Here is a 13078-nt window from a genome sequence, read left to right on the forward strand (position 1 = left end):
ATAAGGATTTGTGTCGTTAATAACCAGCGGGCTATTGGTGTCCTCAAAAAATATAGATGGTTAACCAAATAATAATGAAAGAGGGGTGTTAAATGTATGTTAGAGAGTATGAAAAGCAAGCTTCATATTAAACGAAAGATCATTATTTTAGCCCTTTTTTCATCCTTGATTCCGTTAGTTGTCGTTGGACCATTTACTTTTTTATTTTTCAACAAGGTGGTGGAAAATAAGGTATCATCAACTACCTCTAACTTTTTAAGTGTAGTAGATTGGAATATTCATACTCTTATTACAGATGTGGAAAATATCTCTAACCTTATCTTTTCAGACGATCGTGTGCAAAGCTATTTGAGTTACAAGAAAAAATCACCCCAGCTTTATAGATTAGAAACCTCTTCAAGAAATGTATTGAGAAATATAAACACGGTTAATCAGCCTTATATTAATGCGGTATATATTGGGAATGAACATCATGAATTTTTAAAACTAAATCACGGTGAAAGAAAATATGAACGACCTATTTATAACGATATTAAAAACGCAAGCTGGTATCCTATGTTAAAGAAAAGTGAATGGGGCGGCACCTGGTTTAAGGCAAGAGAAACCAGCCTAGTAAAAGGGGTTAATAATCAATTATTGTTTGGTAGGGTCATTAGAGACCTGGGGACATCCAAAGAGCTTGGCATCTCCATTATCAATGTAGATGAACTTGTTTTTGAAAACATGTTCAAAGACATTGAAAAAGAAGGAAAGATTTTAATATTTGACGAAAGAAACACGATTTATTTTAATGGAAACGAAAAACAATTGAAGGTAAATGAATTGACTAACCTATTAAAGAATACAGATTCCGAAGGTACGGTCATAGAAGATATTAATAGTACAAAATATATTTTAACCTTCAAAACAAATTTAAAAACGAATTGGAAAATTGTAAGCATTATTCCGTATCAAAGCGTGGTTAAAGAAATTAACTATATACGAATGATGACGGCGGCACTGCTCGTTCTCTCACTACTTATCGCAGTGTTCAGCGCTTTATTAATTTCAAAAAGAATCACAAAGCAGCTTGATCTGTTACGAAATGTAACACAAAAAATGGAGTATAGAGAGCAGATCATCGGGATAAAATTTGACCCCAAAGATGAAATTGGAAAAATAGGAAATCGGTTTGTCGAGCTGTACAACCGAAATAATGAGTTAACCTTGGAATTATATGAATCAAAGCTAAAGGAAAAAGAAGCGGAATTACTAGCTTTACAAAGCCATATAAATCCCCACTTTTTATATAATACGCTCAACACTATTTTTTGGATGGCGGAAAAGGCAAAGGTAAAGCCAATTTCAAAAATAGCAGTAAGCTTATCTAAGCTTTTTAAATTGACACTAAATAATGGAGAGCCTATTACATCAGTAAGAAATGAAATAGAACAAGTGAAAAGCTATCTGCAAATACAAAACATCCGATTTGATAATAGAATTGAATTTATGATGGATGTTGATCCTTCTATTCTTGATGAAAAGATCATTAAACTGCTTTTACAGCCAATTGTAGAAAATGCAGTCCAGCATGGGTTTGAAAAACAAAACGGCCAAGGAAAAATCATCATTAAAGGATTTAAAAAAGAAGAGAAATTGATGTTTGTCATAATGGATAACGGGTGTGGTTTTAATAGTAAGGAAGCACTTTTAAAAAACCAAGGGTATGCATTAAAAAATATTAATGAACGAATTAAGCTCCAATATGGTTCTTCATATGGACTAAGTATTGAAAGTAAATTGAATGAAGGAACAAAAGTTGTTCTATCACTCGGGATGAAGGCAGAGAAGTCTGCATAAGGGACTGCAGTAAATAATGAGATGAGGTGAAAAGGATGTATAAGCTGCTAATAGTCGATGATGAAAAGATTGTTATTGATGGTTTGACATCTATAATGAATTGGCAAGAACTTCAGGTTAAGATGGTTTATACTGCATCAAACGGGGAAGAAGCACTTCAATGCATCATAGACAAAAAACCCCATATTGTATTAGCAGATATCCAAATGCCAGGATTAAATGGATTAAATTTAATCCAAAAGGCTAAAAAAATTAACACTGAGATTGTATTTATTATTATTAGCGGTTATACAGAGTTTGACTATGCTAAAAGGGCGATTGAATTGGAAGCACTTGATTATTTAGTGAAGCCGATAGAAATTGACGAAATTAAAGAAGCTGTGGAGAAGGCAATCAATAAATACGATAAAGGACAAGCTGAAAAACAAAGAAATGAAGAAATTCAAAAATACCAATCAGGAATGGAAGAAAGACTGATTCTTGATCTTATTTTAGGACGAAATTCTGATTACTCTAAAATACACAATCCATTCCAAAGCTTTAAATTTCTAATTATAGGATTTAAAAATTCGAATTGGAAAACGAATGCTAGTATTGAAGAGTTAATGGCTAATCTTAAAATCTCTGCCAAGGAGAGCGGGTACAAAACGTTCGTATATATTATTGAAGACTTTATTACGATCATGTACGAATCCAACAAGCTATCGGAAATAGATAGTTTTTTAAACAAGGTGACTAAACAATTTGAGGAAGGTTTGAAAGCGATTACACACATTGGAGTTAGTCATACTTATCATGATTTACAATACGTTCGTAAGTCATATAAAGAAGCACATGAAGCATTCCAAATTGGACTTTACTTAAATAAGCTGTTTACCTATTCCAAAGACTTAGAAAGGCTGAATAATACGGTTGGTCATGACATCATTGAAAAAATTGATGCTTGCTTTAAAAAAAATAACGTTGATTTAGAAAATATGACTGGATTGATTGAAGAAATAATGAACGATTCAATTGTAAATTTAACTTCCCCGGCAAAAACCAACTACCTATGTTTTAAATTCATTCATAACGTTTATGAATATGTTCATCATGAATTCGAAATACAGATTGAAAAAATAGTAGGAGAGAAGCACCAGCAGTATGAGGAATTGCATAATTTGCAATCGATTGAAGAAATTACCCAATGGCTTAAAAACTTTGTGATCAAAACATTTGATTATTTAAATAATCATAGAATTTCATCTAAAGATAAATTGATCTTGGAGGTAAAAAAATATTTGGAAGATTGCTTTAATCAACCAATCTTCCTGGATGAAATAGCGAATCTCTTTCATATAAGCCCGCCATATCTCAGCAGTTTATTTTCAAAAAAAACTAAAATGACAATCTTTGAATACATTACCGAAATTAGAATAACCAAAGCAAAAGAGCTATTACGAACAACAAACTACAAAATAATCGAAATATGCGACCAAGTCGGATATGAAAACCAAAGATACTTTAACCAAGTTTTTAAGAAACAGGTTGGGACAACACCAAGTGAATACCGTACTAAGCATTTGGTTGGGGAGGCAGAGTGATTATTTTATCTTGTGGAAATTACTTTGATACGACCAAAGATAATAAAAATTAACAAGAAAAAGTATTCATATCCAGAACAAGTTTTTTAACCACTCTTGTCTGTTACCATCATAAACTTTTGATAAAAATTATAAAGCTTATTGCAGAGTATTTGTTTGTTCCAACTTTAAAGGGAGAGGTGGGCATGATAGCCTCTTTTGATAAAGCAAGCCCTACTAATAATGACTTTCTGGCTTAGTAGTCATGCCCACACAGGCTCCATGTCAAGTTGCAATTCTCTGCCTTTCTCTTTGCAAAACTATATTGAACACCGGAGTAATAATATATAAGCATAAGGAAGTTTCATTTTACATCAATTGAATGGTGCAAAAGCCCATCCATTTAAATTTACTTTTCACATTTTGAATTGGTCATTTTTCGAAAGTCGACAGGAGTATAATTTGTTTCTTTCTTAAAAAGCTTTGTAAAATATGAATAATTTCCATAACCTACTTTATCAGAAATAATATGGACGGGAAGATCTGTATTCGTAAGTAAGTCTTTCGCCCTGGCAACTCTTTTTTTTATAATGTAATTTACAAGTGATATTCCGGTTTCTTTTTTGAAAAATCTCGCAATATAATCAGGGCTAAGATAGACTATTTTGGCTAAGCTAGTTCTCGTGATATTTTCTTGATAATTTTGATCAATATACTCACAAATCGTGTTGACGACAGATTTCTGTGAGTTCGTAAATGCCATATAGTCAAGGGAAACATCCACTAAATATGAAATGTAAATCATTAAATCATCTATAGATCTTGAGGATTGTTCTAGCAGAAAATCACCAATCTTCCCTTGGAATAACTTATTTGCTAGAATTTCTTTTTTCTTTAAATGCGTATAGATTAATTGAGTTATATCTAGTCTGAAACTACACAGCACATTATGATTTAACGCATTTTTATCTAATAGGTTTGTAAGGTATTGAAAGCACTTATTAATGAAACTTATTCTATTGCCAGTTTCGAGATAATTCTCCAACAGTTGTAAATTTGGTTCAACATATTTATGGACATCTTTTTTGTAAGTTTCAAAGAATAAGGTTTTGTTTCTAAAATCTACAGTTTCTTTCCTTGCAACTTGAAGTTCCTTTACAGTAGATTGAATGTTGTCTATAGGACTTACAGCTCTGATACCACATTGAACATCGCAATTTAAATTGTTGTGAATAGCTGTAATTAACTGATTACTGGAAAAAATCATCTCCTTAGTTGACGCTTCAGAACGACAGTCTATTTTAAAAATGGCAAGATACTCATCTTTATTTTTGTTTAATTCCAGCAGACCATCTAAACGAATCGAATCATTTTTGAACGTTTCAGCAATAATTGATTTTAACTTATTTTGAAAATCGTTTTCATTATCTAATATCGACATAATTTCTTTATTATCAACTAATGTATAAGGAAATAAATCAAGTAAGAGTGGCATAAAACAATCATCCATAGAATAATCGATCTGTTTGATTTTCAGTTGTTCAAGAAGTTCTTCACTAGATAAGGAGTCATTGTTTTTTATATAAGTGTGCCAAAAATGTTCTACTAGTTCTTCTTTGTTTTGTTGCCAGTAATGTCCAACTTTTATAGCATCTTCTTTTATTTGACTTAGCTTCACTTTATTTACTGCCTTTTTTATGATTAATTCAAGTTTATCAAATTCAATCGGTTTTAAATAATATTCAAAACTTTGAAGTTCAATCGCTTTTTGTGCATAGTTAAAATCTGCAAAATTAGTTAAAAAGATAGCTTGTACATTGAACCCCTCCGATCTTATCCAAGCCAATAATTCAAGGCCGCTGCCTTGTGGCATTTCGATATCGGAAATGAGAATATGAATCGTATTTTCATCAAATACTTTCTTCGCTTGACGAATATTATAAGCGCTGTATATTTGTTGGATGTCTAAAGAAGGCCAATCTATTTTTTGTTCTAAAGCAGAAACGACAAAGCGATCATCGTCAACAATCAACACATTCATACTATTCACTCCTCATAAATAAGATAAGGGATCATTAGGACAATTAAAGCCCCGCCATCAGAATCATTAGAAAATTCTATCAAAAAATCTCCGCCATATAATAGTCGAAGCCTTTGAATGACATTGTTGATCCCAATATGATTTCCTTTTTCATTCGTTAAAGGAATATTGTTCTGAAGCTTATCCAATACATCATAAGGAAAGCCTGGGCCAGTATCCTTTAACGTGATTTTAATAAATTTTTCGTTATCCATATCTATATAATAAATTCTTAAGGAAATACTCACTTGTTCATCTAACGAAACGGAATATTTAATCGTATTTTCAATGAATGTTTGTAACACTAATGGTGGAATTTTAGCTTTTTCACTATTAGGTTGAATAAAAGTTTCAAAAAGAAATACAGGTCCATGCACTAATTTGTGTATGGCCAAGTAATCATGAATATGGTCTAATTCCTTTTCCAGCTTTACAAAGTTTTGATTTGTTTGAAATAAGTATCTAAAATATTTAGATGTTGATAAGGCCATTTCTTTTATTTCTTTATCCATTTTCATTTGAGCCATGCTATAAATGGTCGTTAAACAATTTAAATAAAAGTGTGGTTTGATCTGCAGTTTCATAAAATCCATTTGAATTTGTTTCTTTTCAATTTCTTGTTCGTAAATATTTACTTTTAGTTTTTTTACTTCATTTATCAAACCTCTGAATAGTGCATTCGCTTGCTCAAGCTCCATAATACTGCTGCTTTTAAAATCAATTGTTTCATTATTTGCATTAATATCAGATAGGTTTTTGGAAAATTTTCGAATAGGGGAGATTACTTTGTTTTTCATATAGAGCACAATTAGGAATAAAATCAAACTGATCATAATTGTTGCAAAGATAAGGACGAATTGAGCAATAACGACTCTTTCAAATGCACTAAAATGATCGACAGATACATGTAAGGAAAATGGTAGAGAAGTGTTTTTACCTTCAAATACTAGGTGACTACTAAAAAAGCTGTTAGATTTTTCTTTTTTAAACAAATGAACTTGATCTGAGCTAGAAAGAAAACCATGTTCATCATTTTCCATCATGATGATCCCATTATTACCTAAATTGATGTCTTGTAAAGGCATAAGAATATCATCTACAGCAATCAAAGAAATAAACATTCTATTTTCGTATTCTAATAAGTGATATAAATAGAACTTATTGTTAAGCTTGAGCGATTGCCATGTATAAAAATTTTCATATTTATTCAACGTTCTTTTTTCTGACAAAAAGAAATCTTTTATTTTAAGGTATTCAGAATACTTCATTTGAATGGGAGAGCTATTAAAAAAGTAGTTCTTTTTTTTTAATCCTAAGAAGAACTGATATTCTTCACCAGTAGAGTATTGAAAATCATTTACTCTTGATCTGAAATCCCTAATACTTTTAGGTAATTCTGACATATCTTGGGCGTCTTCTATATTCTCAATTAAAGGTTCATGCTTAACAGTCCAAATCATAAAATGATCGACAGCATTAAGTTTTTGATTGGCGTCCTTTAAGTAGAGATTAACAGTATTCGTAATGTATTCGATACTTTGCTGCCTAGTAATAGAAATAGTGAAGAAACTAACAAAGATATTGATAAGTAATATAGAAATTAAAATGATAAAAAGTACTTTTGAATAATAATTAACAGAACGTGAGGGATTTTTTCCAATATGCAAATTCAATTCTTTTTCAACTCCCATGCTTGCCTTAACCTTCATTATAAAGAATCAACTTGCATTTTCTAGCAAAAAAACGTCAAGAAAGCGATTGAAAGTCCTAATAAGGACTGAATAGTGCTATTTTATAATCCTGATTTAGATAAATTATCTATTTTTCACTGAATAGTATGAATGACTCAACCGTTTACTGCTATTAATCATTGAATACGCTTTCATATAATGGAGTTATCAAATAAAGGAGGGGGAAAATTGGACAATAAAGTTGTTACTCAAACGATTACAAATGCAGCAGTCATCTCAAATGAAAGCAAAACATCTAATTTGATGAAACAGTTAAAGAAAAGTGGACCCTTATATGTTTTGCTGCTTCCTTCAATTATATTATTAATTTGTTTTACGTACCTGCCTATGTATGGGTTAGTTATCGCATTCAAAGATTATTCGCCTGCTTTAGGTATATGGGGGAGCCCGTGGGCAGGGTTAAAGCATTTTATTCAATTTTTTAATTCGTACCAATTTGATCTAACCATAAAAAATACGTTAAATATCAGTTTTTACAGTATTTTGGTGGGGTTTCCATTACCAATAGCGTTAGCCATACTTTGTAACCAGATACGTATTGGGATGTTTAAAAAGGTATTTCAGGTAACAACTTATTTACCGCATTTCATTTCTACGATGGTTATTTGTGGTATGATTTTAATTTTCTTGTCACCTAGCAATGGATTAATTTTTAACTTGTTAGGGTTAATCGGAATCGAAATGCCAAATGTTTTATCAAAGTCTTCATTTTTCAGCAGTATCTATGTATGGAGTGATGTTTGGCAGCATGTAGGCTGGGACAGTATCATTTATTTAGCAGCTCTATCAGCAATTAATCCAACCTATTATGAAGCTGCAACCATGGATGGCGCGAGTAAAATGCAAAAGATTCTTCATATTGATATACCATTACTTTTGCCTACCGCCATGATTTTATTGATCTTACGAGCAGGCAGTCTTTTGAGTGTAGGATTTGAAAAAGTCCTTTTACTACAAAATTCCTTAAACTTAGCTGGAAGTGAAGTTATTTCTACGTATGTTTATAAAATCGGGCTGCAAAATTTTCAATATAGCTTGTCAACAGCCATCGGGTTGTTCAATACAGTGGTCAATATCGTGATCTTGCTTTTAGTGAATTGGATGTCTAAGAAACTAACGAAAACAAGCTTGTTATAGAAGGGAGGCAGGGGTGTGGAGATGACAATGAAAGATAAGTTTACTAAAAAATCAAGAACTCAAAAGAATTGGAAAGATCGAATTTTTGATATTTCAGTATACGGAATAGCGATTCTGATGATGGTGATGATTATTTATCCTCTTTGGTTTATTGTAATCGCTTCATTTAGTAATCCTGCTGATATTGCAAACGGAAATGTGTGGTTTTGGCCAAAAGAGTGGAAATTAGATGGGTATATTGAATTACTGAAACAAGAAATGATTTGGAGAGGGTATTTCAATACAATTATCTACACCATTGTTGGAACACTTATTGCATTAGTTGTGAACATACCAGCTGGTTATGCTTTATCAAGGCAAGATTTGTTCGGAAGAAAGTGGATTTCTACCTTTTATATTATTCCAATGTTTATTGGCGGCGGTTTAATTCCAACTTATTTAGTAGTGAAAAATTTCGGGTTATTAGATACATTTTGGGTTTTGATTTTACCATTTTCTGTATCAGCTTTCAACATTATTATTGCAAGAACATTCTTTAAAAATAGTATTCCTGAAGGTCTTTGGGAAGCAGCTCAGATTGATGGCTGCGGAACGATCAGATATTTTCTAACGATGGTGCTGCCATTGTCAAAAGCCATTCTTGCCGTCATTGGTCTTTGGACGTCAGTAGGGATATGGAACTCTTGGTTTGATGCGATGATTTATATTTCAAACGAAAATTTGCAACCGCTTCAACTAATACTGCGAAGAATTTTGATAGCTAATGAGTCTCTTCTAGGAACTGCATCAGGTGAATTAGCTTCGGAATTAAGGAGATTATCAGAGATGATGAAATATGCGGCAATCGTCGTTTCCACTCTACCAATTATGTGTTTATATCCATTTTTACAGAAGTATTTTAATCAAGGTATTATGGTTGGTTCACTTAAAGAATAGTAATAGGGGGAAATAATATGCTTAAGAAAAAATTAGGATTGTTAGTAAATGTCACATTGGCAGCTAGTTTAATAGTCGGCTGCAGTAATGACTCATCTAGCTCGGAATCCAAAGAAGATGGATCCTATAAAATTGCGACAGTTCGTTGGTCGGACTGGGGTGATGACTTTTTAAAAGGGTTTGTTGAAGAGACTGAAAAAGAAGCAGGAATTTCAATTGATTGGGATACTTATTTAAATAGTGAATGGGGAGACAAAAAATCGTTATTAATGGCTGGGGGAGAATTACCTGATGCATTTTGGGGCTCTATTTCTCTAACTGATTCAGATATAGCTAAGAACTCAGGAGTGTTTATCCCGCTGGAAGATTTGATTGAAGAAAATATGCCTAATTTAAAAGCTGCATTTGATGAAGATCCTGCACTGCGTGCGATGGTTACTTCTCCTGATGGACATATTTATAGTTTGCCAAAGAAACTGCCATTAAGACCAATTGCAGGAAATTCGTTGTTCATCAATCAAAAATGGTTAGATAATTTGAAGCTGTCAATGCCTGAAACCTATGAAGAATTTTACAATGTTTTAAAAGCATTTAAAGAGCAAGATGCAAATGGAAACGGAGACCCTAATGATGAAATTCTTTATCAGGGCGATGTTATGAGTTTTATCCTACCCTTTGGCTTGCCTACAGGCGCATATTTAGCTTCTATGACGGTAAAAGATGGAAAGCCAATCTATATGCCAACTGAAGCTGCTTATAGAGAAGGGATTGAATGGATGCATAAAGCGTATGCTGAAGGGCTGATTGATCAAGAGTTATTTACACAAGATGAATCTATGGCTGAAGCAAAACGGAAAAGTGAAGAAGGTTCCTTGGTGGGAGTATCCCGTGGTTGGACGCCCGACGCCGTATTTGGACCAAATGCAAGTGAGTATGCTCAATTACCTGCACTAGAAGGTCCAGATGGAGAACGGTATGTGATGACGGATGCACCAGTTTATTCTAGAAATGAGTTTATGATCACAACAAAGGCGGAGAATCCAGCTGAATTATTGAAATGGGCAGATAAATTCTACACAGAAGATGCAAGTATTCAAACTTTCTACGGTTCGTTCGGTGTTGGAGTTGAAAAAGAAGAAGACGGAACATACAAAGTCTTAGAAGCTCCAGAAGGTGAATCAGCAGATATATTTGCCTGGATTCACTCATTCCGTGATTTTGGTCCTAAATATATCGGGGAAGGATTTAACGAAAAAGTAACACTGCCAACTAATGGTGGAGATGGATTGAAGCTTGAATTAGACAAAGAAATTAATAAGTATGCAAGAGAACAATTTCCAAATGTTGTTTATACAGCAGAAGAGATGAATCGTTTAAATGCATTAAGTGTAGACCTTACTTCTTACGTGGAATCTATGCAATCTAAATGGGTTGTTGAGGGTGGAGCTGCAAAAGAGTGGGATTCCTATATTTCTCAATTAAAACAAATGGGTTATGACGAATATATGGAAATTCAGAACAAAGCATTTGACAGGTATCAAAAAAGTCTTAAAGAAGCTGAATAAATCGCGAATATTTATTATAAACAAATGCAGTCGGTTTACGTGAATTTCGTGGGACCGACTGTTCATTTTTAGAAGCCTAAAAATTCAACAATTGTAAATTAGGAGATTGAATGATTTGACAGTTATATCTAGAAAGGGGTGGGGGAAAATTGAGTCAATTATTTCATTTGGATGGTCCATTATTTAAATTTTTATCAAGTGCAGTGGATTTAGTCATTTTAAACTTTTTATTTTTCCTCTTTTGTATTCCTATTTTAACCATGGGTGCTTCCATGACTGCTTTATACTCTGTTTTAATGAAAATGGTAAGAGATGAAGAGAAGGATATCGTTAAGAGTTTCCTATTATCTTTTAAAAAGAATTTTACCCAAAGTACGATTGTTTGGTTTATTATGTCAGCCGCCGGATTTTTCCTTTTTGCAAACCTCATTTTTTTAGGAAATCTGAGTGGAGTACCTAAGATCTTTTTCGCAAGCATGTTACTCATTTTTGGATGTGTTTACCTTTGCATCTTGCTTTTTATTTTTCCTTACATGGCCAGATATGAAGACACGATTAAAAAGTCACTATTAAATTCATTATTAGTCGGGCTTTCAAATTTCCCTTACCTTCTAGTATTGATCATTCTTACTGTAGTTCCAGTTATTTTTGTTTTTTCTTCATCCATAGGATTGCTAACAGGATTATATTTCGGAACATTCGGGGGATTTGCCTTACTTGCTTTTTTAAATTCTTATCTTTTTAGAAAAGCTTTTTCAAAATATGAGGTTAGTATTTAGAAAAAAATCTATTAAACGAAGGAGTGCCCATATGATTAGCAATAAAGTAGTTACTGTTGGGGTAATTGGTCTTGGCGGGATGTCAAATTTTTATCTTCGAAACATTTCTAAAATAGATTCCATTCAAGTTGGCGCGATATGTGATATTAATCAAGATCTTTTAAGTAAAATTGGTGAACAAGAGGGAGTTAGTCAAGAAAAACGCTTCAATAATATGGAAGAGATTATTGCCTCTCCTGATGTGGATGCCATTATCTCTGTTGTTCCCAATAACTTGCATGCAAAAGTCTTGGAATTATGTATTTTACACCAAAAACCAATTATGTCTGAGAAACCATTTACAATGGATCTTGAAGAAGCAGAGAACTTGAATCTATTATATGAGAAAAATCCAATTCCTTGCATGATAGGATTTATTCATCGCTACACCCCAGCTTTTCAATATGCGAAAAAATTGTTAGACGAAAATACAATAGGCCAAATCCGTCATATTGATGTACGTTATCAACAATCGTTTGGAGCTCCTTTATTTAACTTTCCTTATCTGTGGCGTTTTAATAAAGCAGTTACTGGTACAGGCGCACTAGGAGATTTAGGAGCCCACATGATCGATAGTGCTCGATTTTTTGCTGGAGAGTTCCATTCAGTCTCAGCATTGATGAAAACCTTTGTTGAGAAAAGGATAGACCCTCTAACTGGCGAAGAGAGACAGGTTGAAGTCGATGATTTTACAAGTTTTCAAGCTGTTCTTGGAAAGGGTGTTGCAGGGAATTTTGTCACCACAAGAAATGCAATTGGCTCATCGAATCAGCACGAAGTAACATTATATGGGGATTACGGTACGCTGCATGTGAATATTGAGCGCCCTAATGAAATTGATATTTTTGTTAAAAGTGAATCGGAAGAGAAACCAGTTTTGAAAACAGAAAAAGTACCAGAGATTTATAATAAGACTCTTTTAAGTGACTTTGCCCAACTAATCTTAAATAACAAAACTCTGGATATCCCCACTTTTTATGATGGATATAAAAATCAAAAAGTAATTGATCGTATCATTTATTCTGCAGAAAATGGCCGCTTTGTGAAAGTTGATTGATTTTTAGGAGGGCTATGTAAGAGAAAGTAAAATTAATATCAGGCTCCTTTGCTGATATATGAGGGCATCTTCCTATTCTTACCTATTGCTGAAGAGTTAAAGATTGGAGCTGTCATTTGGCAGCTTTTCTTATTGTATTCTAGTGGCAGTTTAAGAAGGATAATAAAACCAAGTGTAGAAATTAGACTAAACTGTAATTAGTTTTACACTGTTTATCTTAGTGAAAAATTGGTGAATATCTAATAATGCCAAACCAATTTTATGGACAAGATTCACTTTGGGTTTTGTGGTTTTCATAGAATGAAGTAACGGTTAATGGTTGAAAAAGGGCGA

The 13078-nt window shown here is 32.9% G+C and carries 9 protein-coding genes; 7 read left to right on the forward strand and 2 right to left on the reverse strand.

Annotated features, from left to right (window positions below):
• Window positions 1–96 precede the first annotated feature (96 nt).
• Window positions 97–1839, forward strand: coding sequence for a sensor histidine kinase (locus tag IC621_RS14940; protein ID WP_191159123.1), 1743 nt, complete (start codon window positions 97–99; stop codon window positions 1837–1839).
• A gap of 35 nt (window positions 1840–1874) precedes the next feature.
• Window positions 1875–3422, forward strand: a complete 1548-nt coding sequence (locus tag IC621_RS14945) for a response regulator (RefSeq protein ID WP_191159124.1) — start codon at window positions 1875–1877, stop codon at window positions 3420–3422.
• A 388-nt stretch (window positions 3423–3810) separates the two neighbouring features.
• Here IC621_RS14945 and IC621_RS14950 read toward each other — a convergent pair whose 3' ends face one another.
• Both IC621_RS14950 and IC621_RS14955 read right to left on the reverse strand, forming a co-directional pair.
• Window positions 3811–5442, reverse strand: coding sequence for a response regulator transcription factor (locus IC621_RS14950; RefSeq protein WP_191159125.1), 1632 nt, complete (start codon window positions 5440–5442; stop codon window positions 3811–3813).
• Between the two features lie 5 nt (window positions 5443–5447).
• The gene (locus IC621_RS14955; RefSeq protein ID WP_191159126.1) at window positions 5448–7172 is read right to left on the reverse strand and encodes a sensor histidine kinase; all 1725 of its coding nucleotides are present in this window, start codon (window positions 7170–7172) and stop codon (window positions 5448–5450) included.
• Between the two features lie 303 nt (window positions 7173–7475).
• Here IC621_RS14955 and IC621_RS14960 point away from each other — a divergent pair, with 303 nt between their 5' ends.
• From IC621_RS14960 to IC621_RS14980, 5 genes are all read left to right on the forward strand, one after another.
• Window positions 7476–8369, forward strand: coding sequence for an ABC transporter permease (locus IC621_RS14960; RefSeq protein WP_191159175.1), 894 nt, complete (start codon window positions 7476–7478; stop codon window positions 8367–8369).
• Between the two features lie 21 nt (window positions 8370–8390).
• On the forward strand, window positions 8391–9305 hold the full coding sequence (locus IC621_RS14965; RefSeq protein WP_224752566.1) for a carbohydrate ABC transporter permease: 915 nt from the start codon (window positions 8391–8393) through the stop codon (window positions 9303–9305).
• A gap of 17 nt (window positions 9306–9322) precedes the next feature.
• Window positions 9323–10870, forward strand: a complete 1548-nt coding sequence (locus IC621_RS14970) for a type 2 periplasmic-binding domain-containing protein (RefSeq protein WP_191159127.1) — start codon at window positions 9323–9325, stop codon at window positions 10868–10870.
• Between the two features lie 149 nt (window positions 10871–11019).
• Complete coding sequence (locus IC621_RS14975) at window positions 11020–11649, forward strand: YesL family protein (protein WP_191159128.1); 630 nt, start codon at window positions 11020–11022, stop codon at window positions 11647–11649.
• Window positions 11650–11680: 31 nt separating this feature from the next.
• Window positions 11681–12745: a Gfo/Idh/MocA family protein gene (locus IC621_RS14980; protein ID WP_191159129.1), complete on the forward strand. Its 1065-nt coding sequence runs from the start codon at window positions 11681–11683 to the stop codon at window positions 12743–12745.
• Window positions 12746–13078 lie beyond the last annotated feature (333 nt).

This window comes from Metabacillus arenae (assembly GCF_014773385.1).
GTDB classification, from domain to species: Bacteria; Bacillota; Bacilli; order Bacillales; family Bacillaceae; genus Metabacillus_D; species Metabacillus_D arenae.

What these genes read in the sequence shown, in the direction of transcription:
- IC621_RS14970 (WP_191159127.1), top strand. Translation starts at nt 9,323, where the DNA reads ATGCTTAAGAAAAAATTAGGATTGTTAGTAAATGTCACATTGGCAGCT.
- IC621_RS14940 (WP_191159123.1), top strand. Translation starts at nt 97, where the DNA reads ATGTTAGAGAGTATGAAAAGCAAGCTTCATATTAAACGAAAGATCATT.
- IC621_RS14950 (WP_191159125.1), bottom strand. Translation starts at nt 5,442, where the DNA reads ATGAATGTGTTGATTGTTGACGATGATCGCTTTGTCGTTTCTGCTTTA.
- IC621_RS14960 (WP_191159175.1), top strand. Translation starts at nt 7,476, where the DNA reads ATGAAACAGTTAAAGAAAAGTGGACCCTTATATGTTTTGCTGCTTCCT.
- IC621_RS14955 (WP_191159126.1), bottom strand. Translation starts at nt 7,172, where the DNA reads ATGGGAGTTGAAAAAGAATTGAATTTGCATATTGGAAAAAATCCCTCA.
- IC621_RS14965 (WP_224752566.1), top strand. Translation starts at nt 8,391, where the DNA reads ATGACAATGAAAGATAAGTTTACTAAAAAATCAAGAACTCAAAAGAAT.
- IC621_RS14945 (WP_191159124.1), top strand. Translation starts at nt 1,875, where the DNA reads ATGTATAAGCTGCTAATAGTCGATGATGAAAAGATTGTTATTGATGGT.
- IC621_RS14980 (WP_191159129.1), top strand. Translation starts at nt 11,681, where the DNA reads ATGATTAGCAATAAAGTAGTTACTGTTGGGGTAATTGGTCTTGGCGGG.